13 protein-coding genes are annotated in these 17,704 nt (G+C 64.5%); 6 read left to right on the forward strand and 7 right to left on the reverse strand.

The window, feature by feature from the left end:
• Positions 1–187 precede the first annotated feature (187 nt).
• The 3 genes from GJE22_RS04405 (at position 188) to GJE22_RS04415 (ending at position 3,027) form a co-directional block, all read left to right on the forward strand.
• Positions 188–517 (forward strand): rhodanese-like domain-containing protein, encoded by a 330-nt coding sequence (locus GJE22_RS04405; protein ID WP_087186271.1) that lies wholly within the window; start codon positions 188–190, stop codon positions 515–517.
• Positions 514–2,226 carry an FAD-dependent oxidoreductase gene (locus tag GJE22_RS04410; RefSeq protein WP_144688057.1) on the forward strand — a complete coding sequence of 571 codons (1,713 nt, stop codon included), beginning with the start codon at positions 514–516 and terminating at the stop codon, positions 2,224–2,226. The genes GJE22_RS04405 and GJE22_RS04410 overlap by 4 nt, the downstream gene beginning before the upstream one ends.
• A gap of 81 nt (positions 2,227–2,307) precedes the next feature.
• The gene (locus GJE22_RS04415; RefSeq protein ID WP_218957890.1) at positions 2,308–3,027 is read left to right on the forward strand and encodes a Crp/Fnr family transcriptional regulator; all 720 of its coding nucleotides are present in this window, start codon (positions 2,308–2,310) and stop codon (positions 3,025–3,027) included.
• 85 nt (positions 3,028–3,112) lie between these two features.
• Here the strand turns inward: GJE22_RS04415 and GJE22_RS04420 are convergent, their stop codons facing one another.
• The 6 genes from GJE22_RS04420 to GJE22_RS04445 form a co-directional block, all read right to left on the reverse strand.
• Positions 3,113–4,381, reverse strand: coding sequence for a DUF2974 domain-containing protein (locus tag GJE22_RS04420; RefSeq protein WP_144688056.1), 1,269 nt, complete (start codon positions 4,379–4,381; stop codon positions 3,113–3,115).
• 115 nt (positions 4,382–4,496) lie between these two features.
• Positions 4,497–5,447 (reverse strand): L-lactate dehydrogenase, encoded by a 951-nt coding sequence (locus GJE22_RS04425; protein WP_144688055.1) that lies wholly within the window; start codon positions 5,445–5,447, stop codon positions 4,497–4,499.
• Positions 5,448–5,596: 149 nt separating this feature from the next.
• Positions 5,597–6,760 (reverse strand): pyridoxal phosphate-dependent aminotransferase, encoded by a 1,164-nt coding sequence (locus GJE22_RS04430; protein WP_144688054.1) that lies wholly within the window; start codon positions 6,758–6,760, stop codon positions 5,597–5,599.
• Positions 6,761–6,806: 46 nt separating this feature from the next.
• Complete coding sequence (locus GJE22_RS04435) at positions 6,807–8,855, reverse strand: NAD(+) synthase (protein WP_186297403.1); 2,049 nt, start codon at positions 8,853–8,855, stop codon at positions 6,807–6,809.
• 274 nt (positions 8,856–9,129) lie between these two features.
• On the reverse strand, positions 9,130–10,197 hold the full coding sequence (locus GJE22_RS04440) for a glycosyltransferase family 2 protein (RefSeq protein ID WP_186297402.1): 1,068 nt from the start codon (positions 10,195–10,197) through the stop codon (positions 9,130–9,132).
• Complete coding sequence (locus GJE22_RS04445) at positions 10,190–11,335, reverse strand: glycosyltransferase family 2 protein (protein WP_186297401.1); 1,146 nt, start codon at positions 11,333–11,335, stop codon at positions 10,190–10,192. The genes GJE22_RS04440 and GJE22_RS04445 overlap by 8 nt, the downstream gene beginning before the upstream one ends.
• A 208-nt stretch (positions 11,336–11,543) precedes the next feature.
• Here GJE22_RS04445 and GJE22_RS04450 point away from each other — a divergent pair, with 208 nt between their 5' ends.
• The 3 genes from GJE22_RS04450 to GJE22_RS04460 all read left to right on the forward strand — a co-directional run bounded on the left by GJE22_RS04450 (position 11,544) and on the right by GJE22_RS04460 (position 15,564).
• Positions 11,544–12,584: a glycosyltransferase gene (locus GJE22_RS04450; RefSeq protein WP_235895795.1), complete on the forward strand. Its 1,041-nt coding sequence runs from the start codon at positions 11,544–11,546 to the stop codon at positions 12,582–12,584.
• A 339-nt stretch (positions 12,585–12,923) separates the two neighbouring features.
• Positions 12,924–14,066, forward strand: a complete 1,143-nt coding sequence (locus GJE22_RS09915) for a hypothetical protein (protein WP_186297400.1) — start codon at positions 12,924–12,926, stop codon at positions 14,064–14,066.
• 118 nt (positions 14,067–14,184) lie between these two features.
• On the forward strand, positions 14,185–15,564 hold the full coding sequence (locus tag GJE22_RS04460; RefSeq protein WP_144688050.1) for a hypothetical protein: 1,380 nt from the start codon (positions 14,185–14,187) through the stop codon (positions 15,562–15,564).
• A gap of 254 nt (positions 15,565–15,818) precedes the next feature.
• On the opposite strand, the gene ettA is transcribed toward GJE22_RS04460, so the two are convergent.
• Positions 15,819–17,498: an energy-dependent translational throttle protein EttA gene (gene ettA, locus GJE22_RS04465; RefSeq protein ID WP_144688049.1), complete on the reverse strand. Its 1,680-nt coding sequence runs from the start codon at positions 17,496–17,498 to the stop codon at positions 15,819–15,821.
• Positions 17,499–17,704: the final 206 nt, after the last annotated feature.

Consider the following 17,704-nt stretch of genomic DNA (forward strand, 5'->3'; position numbering starts at 1 on the left):
AACCCCACCACACCCCCCTCCCTGCGTCGGGCCAGCAAACACCCACCCCACCCCCCCCCCCCCCCCACCCCCCCCCCCCACAACTGTCTCACATTCGTCTCATGCGTTGGTGACATCGTCACTGACAAGCGGGGCCGCCCCGTCCTATGCTCCCCTTGTATGAACGCATCCTACGAGGGGAGCCGCGATGTTCCTTAACGCACTGTTCGGACCCAATATCAACGAGCATATGCAGCAGGCGGATGCCGTGGCGGAGAAGACCGTGCTCGACGTGCGATCGCCCGAGGAATTTGCCCAGGGCCATCTTCCGGGCGCGGTGAACCTGCCGCTTGACCGCATCCGCGAGGCACCGTACCACGTGCCCAACCGCAACCGCTCGCTCTTCGTGTACTGCCTTTCGGGCGCTCGAAGCGCCTCGGCATGCCGCTCGCTCGCGGCGCAGGGGTACACCAACGTTACCGATATGGGCGGCATCAACCGCTGGAGAGGGCCGCTCGAGATGGGAGGCAACGCATGAAGGTAGTTATCATCGGCGGCGTGGCTGGCGGGGCCACCGCCGCGGCGCGCCTGAGGCGGCTGAACGAGGCGGCCGAGATCGTCATCATCGAGCGCACGGGATACGTGAGCTACGCGAACTGCGGGCTCCCCTACTACATCGGCGGCGTCATCACCGACCGCGCCAAGCTCACCCTGCAAACGCCCGAGAGCTTCTGGAACCGCTTCCGCATCGACGTGCGGGTGCGCCAGGAAGCGGTATCGATCGATCGCGACGCCCGCACCGTGAGCATACGGCGTCTGGACGACGGCAGCGTCTATGCCGAACGCTACGACAAGCTTATCCTCTCGCCCGGAGCGCGCCCCGTTGACCCCGGCGTGCCCGGCACGGATTCCGAGCGCCTCTTCACCCTGCGCACCGTTGAGGACACCTTCCGCATCCATGACTTTGTGGAGCGCGAGCACCCGCAAGCGGCGACCATCGTAGGCGGCGGCTTCATCGGGCTCGAGATGGCCGAAAACCTGCGCGAACGGGGGCTCGACGTCACCGTGGTGCAGCGCGGAAGCCACCTCATGCCCACGCTCGACCAGGATATGGCGGCGATTCTCCACAACCACCTGCGTAAGCATGGCATCCGCGTGCTGCTCGATGCGAACGTGACCGGCTTTTCCGCCTTGGACGAAGGCATACGCACCGCACTCACCGAAGGCGCTCCGCTCGACGCCGACCTCGCGATCATGGCGGTAGGTGTGGCGCCCGAAAGCACGCTCGCGCGCGAAGCAGGGCTCGAACTGGGGCTCCGCGGTGCGATCAAAGTGGATGAGCACCTGCGAACGAGCGACCCGGACATCTACGCCGTGGGCGACGCCATCGAGGTGAAGCACGCCGTCACCGGAAAGCCCGCGCTCATCGCGCTCGCCGGCCCCGCCAACAAGCAAGGGCGCATCGCGGCCGATAACATCTGCGGCATCGACCGCACCTTCAAGGGTTCGCAGGGCTCCTCGGTCCTCAAGATGTTCGACCTCACCGTGGCCACGACCGGGCTCACGCTGCGCGCGGCGCAGGCAGCGGGCCTTGCCGCCGATGCCGTGGTGCTCACTCCGGCGAACCACGCCACCTACTACCCCGGTTCCGAGAGCCTGGTCATGAAAGTCGTATTCGAGCAGAATACCGGCCGCATCCTTGGCGCCCAGATCGTGGGCGGCGCGGGCTCCGATAAGCGCATCGATGTTATTGCAACCGCCATCCGTGCGGGCATGGACGCAACCGACCTCACCGAGCTCGACCTTGCCTATGCCCCTCCCTACGCCTCGGCAAAGGACCCGGTAAACATGGCGGGATACCTCATCGAGAATATCCTCGAGGGGCGCGTCGAACAGGTTGGCTGGAGCGAGGCGCTCGAACTCGCGGCGTGTGAGCACGGCAGCGAGGCTGGTCCCGTTCTCCTCGACACACGCACTGCCGACGAGGTCGCACGCGGCAGTGTCGAAGGGGCGCTCCACGTCCCCCTCGACGAGCTGCGCGAACGTCTTGATGAGCTTCCCAGCAGCGGCCGCCGCCTCCTCGTGTTCTGCCAAAGCGGCCTTCGGAGCTACGTTGCCTGCCGCATCCTAACGCAGCACGGCTTCTCCTGCGCGAACGTTTCCGGAGGTTACGGATTCCTAGAGCAGACCCTCCGCGACGGTGCGCTTCCTCCGAGCGGCACCGGCCCGTGCGGGCGGCAGGTGTAGCAATTCGACGCAAGCGGCAGCCACCCCTTCCTCGCACATGCGCCGCAACAAGCCATACGCACGGCTCCCATCTGGTCTACCATGGAACGAACACCCCTCGACCAGATGGGAGCCACGTGTCCTATGCCCGCCATCGAAGAGCTGCTCGCGCAGCGCATCCCCTTTTGGCATAACCTGATCGCCGCCGAGAAGCAGGACCTTGTGCGCAGCGCCCGAGTGGCTCGCTTCGCTGCCGGCGAGCACGTGCAAGGCGCCGGCACGGGCTGCGCCGGCGTGATCTTCATGCTTTCGGGGTCGCTCCGTGCCTATCTTCTCGATGAATCCGGCAAGGAGGTCACACTCTTCCGCGTGGGACCGCGAGAATGCTGCGTCCTCGCCGCCTCGTGCATCATGCCCATGATCACCTTCGATATCGCGCTCGATGCCACAGAACCTGCTGAGTTCATCGTAATCGACGCCGCGAGCTTCGGGCGCGTTGCGCAGTCGAACGTGCACGCCGAGGCATTCACGTACCGGCAGGCGACTGAGCGCTTCAGCGACTGCATCTGGGTCATGCAGCAGGTGCTCTTCATGAGCTTCGACCGCCGCCTCGCCGTCTTTCTTTCCGACGAGCTCGCGCGCAACGGGCAGGATCGCATCGCCATGACGCACGACCAGATCGCCCGCCATCTTGGCACGGCGCGCGAGGTGGTTTCGCGCATGCTCAAGTACTTCGAACAGGAAGGCATCGTCGAGCTTGGCCGCGGCTCGGTGACCGTTCTAGACCGCACGCGGCTGCGCAACCTCGCCGCAAGCGCGTAACCCGCGAATGAAACGTAGGCACCGGGTGTCTACGATTCATATCGGCCGATGAAACGCGGACACCCGGTGTCCACGATTCAAATTGCTACGATTCCGCAGTTTCATCCTCGTGCGGCATGCGCAAACGGGGAAGCGGCGGCGCGGGAAGCTTCGCCATGGCGCTCGACGCCGCACCCGCAGCCTTAGTAGCCGCGGTCTTCGCCCGCTGCGCCGCGCCGGACACCTTGCCCACCGTAGCGCTCCGAGCAAGAATGCCCAGTGTGCGGGTTATAAGCGACCGCGTCTCGGGGTCCACCTCCCCTGCCGCGGCAAGCATCTTGGGCACGCTCTCCTGCCAAGAATCGCGGATGTCGGCAAAGCGCGTTGCATCGGTCGCGTTGATCACCTGGAAGAGCGCGTCGATGAAGCGCTCGCGCTCCTCGGGAGATACCTGGGCAACCCAGCTCGCAAGCGTGGAATCCACATAGCGCGCGCCGGCCGAGATGCGCTCCACGCAGCGAAACTCCGTGCCGTCGACCACCCACGAGAACGGATTGTGCTGCATGAGCGCGAAGCTCGTGCTGTCCACGATGGAATAGTCCTCCTGGTCCTCGAAGATCATGCCGAAAACCGAAGACCGGGGCAGCGTCTTGTCGATGCGGTCGCGCATGCGGGCAAACCCCTTGCCACGCAAGAAGTTCTCATTGAAGCCGGGACCGTCATGCGAGAAAGCGCGCACGATGCGGTCCTGCTGGGCGTGCGGGCACATGATTGCGGCGTACACCGCAAGGTTGCCCCCTTTGGAATGGCCTCCCACGTAGAGCGGGCCGTCGAGCGCCGCAGCGGCCTCCTCCAAGTACTCCTGGGCAGACACCTGCGAGGGCACGGGGCTCTGGAAGGCCATGTTGAAATCTTCCTTCCAGCCCACGAGGGTGGAGTCCGTTCCGCGAAAGGCGATGTAGGAGGAGCCGTCTGGGAGCAAAAACGTCGCTGCGGCGAACTGTTCTTCGGTCGCGTCGTCAAACGCCGTGCGATACCCGGCGATGCGCATCCCACGGAAGCGCGGGTTGGCGCAAACGGCGAAGAGCAAATCGCGCCCGCCGTCTGGATCCCAGCTATCGCCGAGCATCTCCTCGAAATACTCCGCCCTCAAAAGCTCCCCAACAGGAGACCCCTTCCAGGATGCGATGCCAGGCATCTCGCGTAACAGTCGCCCGGGCAGGCGATAGTAGGAGAGCCATGAGAGGACGAGGCTATCGACGGCGCCGAAGGGCCGCTCGTCGAGCGAGTCGAAGTTCGTCTGCACATAGGTGACGAACGTGCCACCTGCCTGCCGCTTCGCAAACGCAGGTCGTTCCTTGCTCTCTTTATCCATGTGGCGATTCTCCCTAGAAGAACCAAACGGGCCCAAGCGCACCACTCGGGCCCGTCTCTCTTTGATAAGCGTAATCGTCCATGCCGTGTACGACAAAAATGGGGTGGAGCAGCTTCTATGCCTCGAAATCAACCTGGTCGATGATGGCCTTGAGCGCATCGGCAGAGCCGTGCAGCTGCGCCATCTCGTCGTCGGAAAGCGCCACCGGCACACGGCACACCACGCCGCCCTTGCCGATGATAGTCGGCATGGAGATGGCGATATCGTTAAGCCCGTACTCTCCCACCATCAAGCTCGAGACAGGCAGCACGCAGTCCTCGTCGCGCATGATGGCGGTGCAGATGCGCTTCACGCTCATGGCGATGCCGTAGTAGGTGGCGTGCTTCTTCTCGATAATCTCGTAGGCGCTGTTCTTGACGTTCTCAGCGATGCGCGCCTCGGCGGCCTTATGATCGCGATGCCCGCGCATCTCGCAGAACGTGTTGAGCGGCACGCCGGCGACCATGGCGCTCGACCATGCCGCGAACTCGGAATCGCCGTGCTCGCCCATGATATAGGCGTGAACGTCGCGCGGATCGACGTCGAGATGCTCGCCGAGCATATACTTGAGCCGCGCAGTGTCGAGCACCGTGCCAGAGCCGATCACGCGACCCTCGGGCAGGCCAGACATGCGTATGGCGGCATAGGTAAGAACGTCGACCGGATTGGCAACGACGAGCAAGATGCCCTTGAAGCCACTTTCGCGAATCTGCGGGATGATGCTCTTGAAGATACCGACGTTCTTGTTCACCAGGTCGAGCCGGGTCTCGCCGGGTTTTTGGGCGGCGCCGGCCGTGACCACGATAATGGCAGCGTCCGCGACATCGTCGTACGTTCCGGCGTAAATCTTCATAGGGCTCGCGAACGGCACGCCGTGCACAATATCGAGCGCTTCGCCCTCAGCGCGTTTGGCGTCAACATCGATGAGAACCATCTCGGAGAACAGCCCGCTCTGCATGAGGGCGAACGCCGAGGAAGACCCAACGAACCCGCAACCGACAACGGCGACTTTGCGATCGTTAATCATAGGAAACCCCTATCACTCAGCCGGGCGCAAATGGCGCCCGATGCAATCGCTACTGATTATCACCAAATCAGCAACATTTCATACGCCGAGATGCCCAGCATGCGCCGCATACGCCGAAAGCACCGCAATGCGCGCCGAGGCGCCCCGCATCAGCGGATGCCCGCCGCCTCGATAGCGGCGACGGCGGCGCGCAGGCCGTCCGGCGGCAGCACAAGCGCCATGCGCACATAGCCTTCGCCGTGCGGGCCAAAGCTCGCGCCCGGCGTGACCACCACGCCCGCGCGCTCCATGAGCTCCTCGCAGAACGCCATGGAATCCGTGCGGCCACCGGGAAGCTTCACCCACACGAACATCGAGCCGTGCGCGTTGGGGCGCTCCCACCCAATTGCCTCAAGCCCGTCGCAGAGCGCGTCGCGGCGCTCCTGGTACATGAGGCGCTGGTTCTCAACCTCATCGAGCGGACCGGTGAGCGCGGCGATTGCGGCTTTCTGGATGGGAAAGAACATGCCGAAGTCGATTTGGCTGCGGAGCTTCGCGAACGCCGCCACCACATCCGCGCGACCCACGAGAAAGCCGATGCGGGCACCCGTGACGTTGAACGACTTGGAGAGCGAGAAGAACTCCACGCCCACCTCGAGCGCGCCGGGGTAGCTCAGGAAGCTGCCGCCGCGGGGCCCGTCGAACACGATGTCGGAATAGGCGTTATCGTGCACGATGATGAGGTCGTGCTCGCGCGCGAACGCGATGATCTCTTCGTAGAGCTCGGGCGTGCCAACGCTACCCACCGGATTCGCCGGCAGAGAGACAATCATGTACTTGGCGCGATCCGCGACCTCGGGGTCGATGCCCGCCACGTACGGCAAGAAATCATGCTCGGCATTGAGCGGGTAGTATGCGAGCTCTCCGTCGGCGATCTTCACACCGGCCTCGAATACGGGATAGCATGGATCGGGCACGAGCACCGTATCGCCGGGATCGAGCAGCGCCAAGCCCAGATGCCCCACGCCCTCCTGCGTCCCGTTGCAGCTCGCAACCATATCGGGCGTGATGCCCTCCACACCGAAGCGACGCTCGTAATAATCGCAGACCGCTTGCTTGAGCTCGAGCAGGTCGCCCAGGCTGTACTTCCACTGTGCAGGATCGGCAGCGGCATCGCGCAGCGCTTGGACCACGTGGTCGTACGGAGCGAAATCCGGCGTGCCGACCGACAGGTTGTAGATGGTGCGGCCCTCGGCCTCAAGCTTCAAGCGCTTGGCGTTGAGCGAGCTGAAAACCTCCGCGCCAAACCGATCAAGACGCTGGGAAAACTGCATGTCCAATCCTTCCTAAACATTGATAAAACAAACCGGGTTCGTTTTATCATTTTTCGAGACCATCGATCTCGGCGAGCCAGAGGCGCGCGCTGGCGTCGCTCGGCATGCGCCAGTCACCGCGGGGGCTGAGCGTCACCGAACCCACCTTGGGACCGTCGGGCAGGCAGCTGCGTTTGAACTGCTGAGCGAAGAACCGGCGGTAAAACACGCGCAGCCAGCTGTGAATGGTTTCGCGATCATAGACGCCCTCGAACGAGCGGCATGCCATGCGGAAGATCTTCCCCGGAGCGAATCCAAAGCGCAGCAGGTAATACAAGAAGAAATCATGCAGCTCGTAGGGGCCAACCAAATCCTCCGTCCTCTGCGCGATCTGGCCGTCGCCCGTAGGAGGCAGAAGCTCGGGCGAGACGGGCGTGTCGAGAATGTCGAGGAGCGTTTCTTCAATCTGCCCGCCGAAAACCCCGGCCGCGTAGCGCACGAGATGGCGCACGAGCGTCTTGGGCACGCTCGCGTTCACGGCATACATGCTCATGTGATCGCCATTGTAGGTAGCCCAGCCGAGCGCAAGCTCCGAAAGGTCACCCGTGCCGATTACGAAGCCGCCCTGCTGGTTGGCGAGGTCCATGAGCACCTGCGTGCGCTCGCGCGCCTGGCTGTTCTCATAGGTCACGTCTTGCACCGCGGGATCGTGGCCGATATCGGAGAAGTGCTGTTCGACCGCCGCCCCAATGGGAATCTCGCGGAAGCTCACCCCGAGCGCCTCGGCGAGCGTCTGGGCATTCGTCTTGGTGCGCACAGTGGTGCCGAAGCCCGGCATCGACGCGGCCGTGATGCCATCGCGCGAAAGCCCGAGCGCATCGAAGGCGCGCACGGTCACGAGCAGCGCGAGCGTGGAGTCGAGCCCGCCCGAGAGGCCGATGACCGCGCGCTTGGTGCCCGTATGGGCGAGGCGCGTCTTGAGGCCGGCGGCCTGCAGGCTCAAGATCTCCTCGCAGCGCTCGGCAAGGTCGCCCGCATCAACGGGCACGAACGGAGCCTGCGGAAAGATGCGGTTGATATCAAGCGCCGAGAGCATGAGGGGCGCCGTGGCGGGAGCGCCCTCCCCCTCTCGCGCCTCACCCTGTGCGACTGCAAACGAGAACGGCACCTCGCGCGCCAAGCCGTGCGAAAGCGGCGTGGGAGTCCAGGTGGTGGAGCGACGGCGCTCGGCGCAGAGCCGGTCGAGATCGACATCCGCCACAGCCATCTCGCAGCTGAAGAGCGGCGTCTTGGCGAGCACCGATCCGTTCTCGGCGACGAGGTTCTCACCCGCGAAGACCAGGTCCGTCGTAGACTCGCCCTCCCCGGCATCGGCATAGGCGTAGGAGCAGTACAGCCGCGCCGACTGCTGGCTCACGAGCTGGCGGCGGTAGGACGCCTTGCCGATGATCTCGTCCGATGCGGAGGCGTTTAGGATGACGGTCGCGCCGAGCTCGGTCGCCATAGCGGTCGAAGGAGGCTCGGGAACCCAAAGGTCCTCGCAAACCTCCACACCGATGGCCACAGACGAGGCGCCCGCATCTTCGCAGCGATAAACGATGCGCGCGCCGAGCGGCACGTCGCGCTGGCCCGCAAACAAGGGGACGATCTTTGGCTCCGCCGGCGCTGGAGTAAACCAGCGGCGCTCATAGAATTCGCCGTAGTTGGGAATGTGCTGCTTGGCGGTAAGCCCGAGCAATTTGCCCGTGCAGCATACGGTAGCGCAGTTATAGAGCGCCGCAGCATGCGCCACGGGAAGACCGACGGTAAAGATGATGGGGAGGGCGCGCGTCTCTTCGAGAAGCCAAGCGAGGGCAGTCTCCGCCTCGCGCAGCAAGGCGCGGTCCAAAAAGAGATCCGCGCAGGTATAGCCGGTTAGGCACAGTTCCGGCAATGCGAGCGCACCCACGCCGCCCTCGGCCGCCGCGCGCACGCACGCGAGGACGGCCTCGGCGTTGCCCTGCACATCTGCCACGCGGATCTTGGGCGTCGCAGCTGCAACGCGAAAGAACCCGTCGCGCGCAGCAGGGTCGGGCGATCCCGTGCCGCAGGCCCCCGTGAACATCAGCTCATCCATGCCGAACTCCTTTGCATCGGACATTCTTTGCTCAGTATTCTAACCCGCATTGGTTATTGCAGCGGGTCGGGGACAGGAAGGGCACCGTCCGCGCGCGTTCGTTCCACTTTTGGGAATATCTTTTGCGCACGGCATACGATAGCCACCTTACGCCCAGCGATATCCTGCACGGTTTCCATGCTTTGGCAGGCGTTACCCCATGACACCGGAAAAGAAGTTCCCAAAAGTGGAACGAACATGCGCAATGCTGCGGGCGGCAGCTTGGCACCCCGACCTACCGCAGGAACCGCTGCACGCAGGCGCGAAGGCCACGGGTGGCGAGAAAAAAGCGCACGATGTCGATTTTGCCCAGCGTAAGGCCCGTGCCCGCGGCGGCAGCGTCGGCAACGCGCCGCGCCGTGCGCCGTACGGCCTGCTGCCGGGGGAGCTCCGCCCAAGCTTCCCCATAAACATCCGCCAAAGCCTGCGCAAGACGCGCGACGGCGGCGGCCCCCTCCTTCGCAGGCAAGCGCACGAGGTCGAAGGCGGTCATATCCAAACACCACGTCACCATCTGCGCGGGGCAGAGCGACTCGAGACCGCGGCGCGACCATTCCGCAAAAATCGCCTCGAACGCGCCCAGGTGCTGGGCAACCTTCCGCGCAAGCACCGACGGGTCATCCAGCGCGTGCGTGAGCGATCCGCCCACCATGCGGTAGCGGTATAGCTTGTCGGGAATCAGCTCGATACCGTGCGCCACCGGATAAAGCGTGAAGAGAAACGCGGCGTCCTCGCCAAGGCGAACGCCCTCAGGGAACCGCACGCGCTCGCGCTCTTCCAGCGATCGCATCCACGCCGCCCGCCACGCGTAGGGCTGGGCATGCGCGGAGAACAGCAGCTCGGGTGCGAAAGATGCATAGCTCGCTGCCTTGGGGCTCAAAAGCTCGCGGATACGTTCCGACGCCGCGTCCTCCGGCTCGCACACCGCGCCGAACACCACGACCTCGGCACCGGTGCGCTCAAAAACCTCGACCAAGCGGGCGCAATGCTCCGGCACAAGCGCATCGTCGGCATCGATCGTGCAGATGATGCGCCCCCGCGCCGCATCGAGCCCCGTGTTGCGCGCGGCGGAAGGGCCGGCGTTCTTCTGCGCGATCACCCGAACGCGGGCATCGCGGCCAGCAATGCCCTCAAGCACCGCTCGCGAGCCGTCCGTCGAGCCGTCGTCCACGCAGATAAGCTCAAGGTCGCCCATGGTTTGAGAAAGCACCGACTCGATGCTCTCCCCCACCGTGGCCGATGCGTTGAACACGGGCATGACGAGCGATACCGCCGGACTGCGCCCTTCCGCAGGCCTACTCATGGCCCAACCTGTTCCTGGCATACGCAAGCAGAAGCCCCGGCCCGCCGAGCTTAAGATAATGGAGTGCACGGCCAGCCGGCCCCGCTGTGGCATACGAGGCATTCGTTCGCTCCCACGCCTCGGGATCGCGCAAGATCCCCTTAAGGTTTGCCCGCTTCCACGGCTTCAAGTCGTCGAGGGCGATCTCCCCCGCGTCGAGCGCCCGGCGGTACTCGGCCGCCATACGCTCTAGAAACTCAACATGGAATTGCGGGGCCAAGCGCACGTAGCTCCACATATAGGAATCGTATTTTGCAACAAGCGCGCTACGCAGGAGGCGCGCGGCCGCGTCTGCCCCAAAGCGAGCGGGCGCTTCCGCGCTCAGCCAGCGCTCGATCTCGGCATACTCCTCGCACACGCAATACACCTTGTTGGACGCATTGACCGAAGAGCCTTCGTTATCTTGCCGGTATGCGAGCACGGGATCGTGCACGTACACCACGCGTTCCGCGCAGGCATACGCCTTGAACGAGAACGACGTGTCCTGGAACGCCGCACCGGGCGTGGGCAGGAAGCGAATGCCGTTCTCGGCAAGGAACGCACGTCGGTAGACGGCCGACCAGATGGAGGGCTTTTGCCCGAAGATAAACGGATCCTCACGAGGGCACACCGGAACACCGCAGCGCTCCGCACGCGCGACCTCGAAGAACTCACGGCGCTCCTGCGGAGTCGACCAATACAGGTCGAAATTGCCCTTGGCAATCATGGCGTCCGCATCCTCGGCGGCAGCAACGAGCATCTCGAGCGCACGGGGATACATGATGTCGTCCGGCTCCAGAATGGCGATGTAGGCACCGCGCGCAGCATCGAGCCCTCGGTTCATAGAATCCCCATAACCTGAATTGGCCTTGGTGATGACCCGGATGCGCTCGTCTTCGGCAGCCGCGCGAGCAATGATCTGGGGCGAGCCGTCGGTCGAGCCGTCGTCGATGCAGATGATCTCGATGTCTCGAAGCGTCTGCGCGCGCGCCGAGGCGATGCTCTCCTCGAGATAGCGCTCGACGTTGTAGATAGGCATGAGCAACGAGGCGACGGGCGCGGCAACGTTCCCGGACGCCCCGCCGCCTACCGCGGCAGCATCGGCTGGCGAGATACCCACAAACCCCTCCTTCTTCATATAGCTAAGCACGGCCCCATGATACCGCGTCGGTGCGCCCGCAGCGAGACGCCATGCTGCCGAGCGCACGTTTCGCGGAATTTGACGGGGAATGCGGGGCCGGAGGCCCGGAAAGGCGCTCTCGCGTATAATGGGGAGACCCGGGATGGACCGGGAACCATGCTCTGGCACGAGGAAAGGGGCGACGCGGGTGAGCGCAGCAGCCAACACATCGAATGCGCCCGCCGGTGGCGTTCAGGAACATCTCGACCGCTTGGCCATCGTCGTGGTCACGTATAAGCGGCAAGAGCTTCTCTCTCGCCTCTTCGACTCTTTTGCCACCCTCACGCAAGCGCCGTGGCGCATCATCGTCATCGACAACGAGGCATCCCCTGCAACCGAAGCGCTCGTGCACAGCGCGAACAAGCGCTTCGCCGAGCTCTGGGGTGCCGCAGATGCCGATGCGCTCGGTGGAACGGACCGCATGATCTGCGTGCCGCAATATGAGAACACGGGTGGCGCGGGTGGCTTCTCAGCTGGCGTGCAGCACGCTTGGAAGCTCGGCGCCCAGTGGTTCTGGGTCATGGACGACGACGTGGAGGTCATGCCCGAGGCCATCGACCGCCTCGCCCGCTGGGGAGCGCGCTACCAGGTGGTGCAGGGATCGCGCCTCGATTACGACGACGGTCCTTTCTATTGGCAGTACCAGCAGCTTCTGCGCCTTGGCATTCCCAACCCGCTGGCGCCCGCAGACCTTGGGCCGGAGGGCTACAAGCGCATGAACTCGCTTTGCTTCGAAGGAGGCCTCTTCTCGCGCGATGTGGTGCGCAAGATCGGGTTTCCCGATGCCCGCTTCTTCATCTACGGCGACGACGCCTGCTACGGCTACCTTGCATCGAAGGTGACCGAATGCGTGGTGGTTGCCGACCTTATCCTCAAGCGCAGCCGCGTGGTCTCAAACTGGGATATCGCGGGAAAGCGGCAGCTCAACAGCACGAGCGACACCAACCGCTTCTACATCATGCGCAATCGCGGGTTCCTAGCGCGCTACCTGCGCGAGCATGGCGACTATCATCGCGTGCTCTATGGCGTGGGAACGTTCGCGACCTTTTCGAAGGAGCTCATTCGCCTGGCCGTAGTCGACCGCACCTTCAAGACGGGCATTGCGCAGCTTGTGCGCGGTATGCGCGCGGCACGACGCATCTATCGCGATCGCGACTGGACACCCATGCCGCCGCTTGACGAAGCGTAGCATCCCCCCACCGCCGATACCGTGCGGATTCTCCCTGCGTGCGCTCGCTTCCCGCGCAACGCCCCCCCAGCGAGCATCAACGCCCCGTGTGCTCGCCCGTGCGCCCCGAGCACCGTCCCCGTGCGCCGACGCCCCACTATACTCGCACCGCCTGAACATGCATGCCCCCGGCGTGCGCCTATCCACCCCTTCACAACCCCTTCATCTGTTCGCTGTCTTTCTGTTGACTTCCACATGGAGCGGACGATGCCGTGCACGCCGGGTAGGAGAGATGTATAACGAACACGCGCGGGCCGAGGGGCGGCATCGCGCTCTATAGACATTCAAACGGGAGGCACCATGGCACCCGATGCATATGAGGAGTTCACCGATCGGCAGCGGACGCGCGTGGTCAGGCGCGAGAGCGACGACCAGGCCGCGACCGAAGCATCTATAGGCAACACGCAATCGTTTTCCAAGCATAAGGAGCGTCTGTTCGACGACCTCTCGATTGCCCAAATCATCGCGGGTGCGGCTGCAGCCGCCACCTCGGTGGTACTCGCATCGAGGATCGGCATCGCTGGCTCGGTAATCGGCGCCGCAGTAAGCTCCGTCGTGACGGTGGTTTCATCCCAGCTATACCGTCGCTTCCTCACGGCAAGCGCCGAGAAGTTCAAAAAGAACGTCGTCGCGCCCGCAATCGGCGACGACCGGCACTTGGCGCGGGGAAAGCGGTCGGGCTCCCCATACCACGCGGGCGGCCAAGACGTCACCCAACCGATGGCGCCCGACCCGATCGACATCTCCAGCGGGCAGGCCACCACCTGGACATCATATGGAAGCACGAGCGGCTACGCGCGGGACGCCGGAGGCACTCCAGGCGCCCACGCCTCACAGGGCGCGCAGAACGGAGCCGCAGCGAGTGCGGGCTCGGGAACGAGAATTGCACCGAAGCGGCTCCAAGCGCGCGCCGTGGCTGAGCGCTCGGCTACCCAGCGCAAGGTTGTCGCGTTCTCGATCATCTCGGCCGTAGTGGCGCTCGTCGCCTGCACCGCGGTGATACTCGTCCTCACCGCCGGCGAGGGCCTGGGCACGAGAACCACACCCATCTTCGCTCCCGCGACCGAAGAGCTTGACGCCTCCGCTGATACCACTGTAGATTCCTCGGAGAACAGCACTTCTTCTGATGAAGAGTCACAGGCTGCAACGGGATCAGAATCCAATCCGGGCACGGCGAGCGACGGCACCTCGACCGATTCGCCATCGACTCCGAGCACGAGCGACCCTGCCACCGGCGGCTCCGGAGACGGAACGCAAGGAAGCGGATCGGACACGACGCCGGGAGATGGTGCGGATAGTTCCGGAAGCGGCGACGGCGCGTCGGGCGGCACCGGCGGTTCGCAATCCGGCACGTCGGGCGGCACCGGAGGCGGCACGAGCGGCGGAGCCACGGGGCAGACGCCCACGGCGGGAACGACGACCGGCGCCGCCGCGTCTCGATAGGTGCCGCGAGCCTCCGGGCGCCTGAGCGTCCGAGGCAATAGGTGCCCGGCGCGCCCGAGCATCCAAAGCGAGCGCCGATGCTAAGATGCTAGAGGAACATACTACGAAAGAGGCGCCCATGTCATCGCAGCAACAACCGCAGCTTAGCCAAGGCAATCGCATGTACCTGTATCGCATGCTGAAGGCCGCCATCGGAACCGGACGGCAAACGTTCATCACGCAAATCGAAGACGCGCTCGCCGCCGACGGGCTCGCCGCCGAGGACATGGGATTTTCCGACGCGCGCGCCCTCATGGAGGCGCTGGGCGATATGGTGACGCTCACCGTCTTCAAGGGAGGCCGCATCTACGCAACGCTTGTTGCCCAGCCGGAATGGGATGAAGCGCTCGAATCCGCCGACGACTCCCCCAAACCCGCCGGCGGCAAATCTGCAAGAAAGCCCTGGAAGCGCAAGAAGGGCGCGCGCGGCCTCAAGCCGGTTCGGCCGCGCATCGTTCCGCGCGAGACGGCCGATGAGCCCGCCAATATGGAAACCGCCGAATCCGCGAGCGCCGGACAGGAAACCCCTATGGCTTTGTCGGAAACTCCCGCAACCTCGCAGGAAGCCGCTGCGCGCGCTCCAGAAGCCCTCGTGACCCCAGAGGGGAGCGCCGAAGCCGATGTGCCCGCAACCCGCGAAGCCGCTGCAGATGCTTCAGGCGAAGCAACCGCGCATGACGCCGAGGAGCCTACCAAGCACGCGGCAAGCGAAACCGATGGTGCCGAGCAACGAGGGCCGTCAATGTCCGCGAAAGGCGATGAGCTGGAACCGTCTGGGGCGGCAACCGATTCCGAAGAGAACCCATCTGCCTCGGCAGGCGATGCGGGGATAGGGTCGCCTGAACCCGCAAGCGACGTTCAGCAAGGGCGCGCCGAGACAGCGAACGACGCTGTGCAAGAGACCGCGGGAGCCACAGGCGGCGGGGCGCCCGAGGCGACGGTGCGCGTCCCTGAACCGGCCTTCTCGCTCACGGTCACCTTCGACCCGGACCGCGCCGATGCCGGCGTAACCACGCTGGAATCGACTCCGGTCACAAACGAAGCGTCAACCGCCGAGACCGCGGCAGAGGCCCCGTCAGGCGGCAAGCCGGGAGCAAGTGAGGCCGCAGCCGACGAGATCGAGGCTAGAGCGGCGGATTCCAATGCCGCGACCGCCGAGCCACGCCCCGTCGACCTCAGCATGTATCCTCAAGACTTCGCCGCAGAGGTGTACTGCCCCGCTTCGATCATGGCCGAGCTCGCCGCCCTGCTGCCTTATGGAGCCGATGCGCTCGGCATTGCCGGCGAGTACTTCTACATCGCCTGCCTGCGCGGCACCGCCGACCTGAGCCGCGGCGGGGCATCGTTCCCCCTTTACTACCTACACGATGGTGAGCGCCATGCGGCGACGGTACGCCTGAAGAAGCGCGCGGTGAGCAACCTCGCGTGGGCTATCGACGCTGTCGAGATCGATAGGTAATCGGCCCGCCGGCGCGGCGTGTTGCCAATCGCGCAACGCGTTGCTACGTGCGCGATGCGTTGCCGCGAGCACGACAGTTGCCGCGCGCACCATCGAGTGCCCACCCGCTCGTTGCCGGGCGCTTTTTGGACGCTCAAATGAATGTCGGGCGACATTCGGACATTGAGGCCCCCATTTTGTCCAAATGTCGCCCGAAAACGAGCTCACTGTCCGGATCTCGCCCGACAACGGGCCTGCTGTCCGGATCTCGCCCGTTAATCGCGGGTGAGCTTGCGATGGATGCGATGCGGCTTGGCGGCGTCCTCGCCCAGGCGTGCCACGCGGTTTTCCTGGTACGCGGCGAAGTTCCCCTCGAACCAACACCAGTTGCCCGGATTCTCGTCCGAACCCTCCCATGCCAGGATATGCGTGGCCACACGGTCAAGGAACATGCGGTCGTGGCTAATGACCACGGAGCAGCCGGGGAATTCGAGCAGCGCCGCCTCGAGCGACGAGAGCGTTTCCACGTCGAGGTCGTTCGTGGGCTCGTCGAGCAGCAGCAGGTTACCGCCCTGCTTGAGGGTGAGCGCCAGGTTCAGGCGGTTGCGCTCGCCGCCGGAAAGCACGCCGGCGCGCTTCTGCTGGTCCTGGCCCTTGAAGCCAAAGCTCGCCACGTACGCGCGGCTCGGCACCTCGGTCTCGCCGACGATCATCTTGTCGGTGCCGCCCGAAACGACTTCCCAGAGCGTCTTGTCTGCATCGATGCCCGCACGCCCCTGGTCAACATACGAGATCTTGACGGTCTCGCCCAGCTCAATCGCACCAGATGTGGGCTTCTCTTCCCCGATGATCATCTTGAAGAGCGTCGACTTACCCACGCCGTTGGGGCCGATCACGCCCACGATGCCGTTGCGCGGCAGGCTGAAGGAGAGGTCGTCTATGAGCACGCGTCCGTCGAACTCCTTGTGCAGGTGCTCGACCTCGAGCACCTTCGCGCCCAAGCGCGGCCCCACGGGGATGCGGATGTCCGTCCAGTCGAGCTTCTGGCTTGCGCGGGCCTCGGCCTCCATCTCCTCATAGCGGGCAAGACGCGCCTTGTTCTTGGCCTGGCGCGCCTTGGGGCTGGAGCGCACCCACTCGAGCTCAGACGCCATGCGCTTAGCAAGCTTGGCGTCGCGCTGGCCCTGCGCGGCGATACGCGCGGCTTTGGTCTCGAGATAGGTGGAGTAGTTGCCCTTATAGGGATAGAGGTGCCCGCGGTCGACCTCGCAGATCCACTCGGCCACGTTATCGAGGAAGTAGCGATCGTGCGTGACGGCGAGCACGGCGCCCTGGTAGTTCTTGAGGAAATGCTCGAGCCAGAGCACGGACTCGGCGTCCAGATGGTTCGTGGGCTCGTCGAGGAGCAGCAGATCGGGCGCCTCGAGCAGGAGCTTGCAGAGAGCCACGCGACGGCGCTCACCGCCGGAGAGCACCTTCACCGGCATGTCGGAATCGGGCAACTGGAGGGCGTCCATCGCCTGGCCAAGCTTGGAATCGATATCCCAGCCATCGGCCGCATCGATCTCGTCCTGGAGCTTGCCCATCTCGGCCATGAGGGCGTCGAAGTCCGCATCGGGCTCGGCCATCTCCTCGCCGATCTTGTTGAAGCGGTCCACCTTGGCGAGCAGGTCGCCGAAGGCCATGCGCACATTCTCGATAACGGTCTTATCGTCGTCGAGCGGCGGCTCCTGCTCCAGGAGCCCCACCGTGTAGCCGGGCGTGAGGCGGGCATCTCCGTTGGAAACCTCCTCCTTGCTTGCCATGATCTTGAGCAGGGTCGACTTGCCCATGCCGTTGGGACCCACGACACCGATCTTGGCGCCGGGGTAAAACGACAAGGTCACGTCGTCGAGAATGACCTTGTCGCCATGCGCTTTGCGCGCCTGGTACATCTGGTAGATGAACTCTGCCATATAAAAACTCCCTGCTATCCATAACATCTTATCGGTGTATCTTCGGTATCGTCTCAAACCTGCATCGCCGCGGGAATGGCTAAGGGCGCTCTCCATTCCGAAACCATCAGCGAGCCGCGGCCGAGCAGGACGGCGGACCGCGCCGCGCGGGACGGTGGGCAGTAGCCGCGCAGCGTAACAGGCGGCGGGCGCGCCCTGCTACAATG

The organism is Enorma shizhengliae (assembly GCF_009676995.1).
GTDB lineage: Bacteria > Actinomycetota > Coriobacteriia > Coriobacteriales > Coriobacteriaceae > Enorma > Enorma massiliensis.

Coding starts and splice junctions, on each gene's coding strand:
- GJE22_RS04460 (WP_144688050.1), top strand. CDS start 14,185: ATGTCATCGCAGCAACAACCGCAGCTTAGCCAAGGCAATCGCATGTAC.
- GJE22_RS04405 (WP_087186271.1), top strand. CDS start 188: ATGTTCCTTAACGCACTGTTCGGACCCAATATCAACGAGCATATGCAG.
- GJE22_RS04435 (WP_186297403.1), bottom strand. CDS start 8,855: ATGGATGAGCTGATGTTCACGGGGGCCTGCGGCACGGGATCGCCCGAC.
- GJE22_RS04440 (WP_186297402.1), bottom strand. CDS start 10,197: ATGAGTAGGCCTGCGGAAGGGCGCAGTCCGGCGGTATCGCTCGTCATG.
- GJE22_RS04415 (WP_218957890.1), top strand. CDS start 2,308: ATGGAACGAACACCCCTCGACCAGATGGGAGCCACGTGTCCTATGCCC.
- ettA (WP_144688049.1), bottom strand. CDS start 17,498: ATGGCAGAGTTCATCTACCAGATGTACCAGGCGCGCAAAGCGCATGGC.
- GJE22_RS04420 (WP_144688056.1), bottom strand. CDS start 4,381: ATGGATAAAGAGAGCAAGGAACGACCTGCGTTTGCGAAGCGGCAGGCA.
- GJE22_RS04425 (WP_144688055.1), bottom strand. CDS start 5,447: ATGATTAACGATCGCAAAGTCGCCGTTGTCGGTTGCGGGTTCGTTGGG.
- GJE22_RS04430 (WP_144688054.1), bottom strand. CDS start 6,760: ATGCAGTTTTCCCAGCGTCTTGATCGGTTTGGCGCGGAGGTTTTCAGC.
- GJE22_RS04410 (WP_144688057.1), top strand. CDS start 514: ATGAAGGTAGTTATCATCGGCGGCGTGGCTGGCGGGGCCACCGCCGCG.
- GJE22_RS09915 (WP_186297400.1), top strand. CDS start 12,924: ATGGCACCCGATGCATATGAGGAGTTCACCGATCGGCAGCGGACGCGC.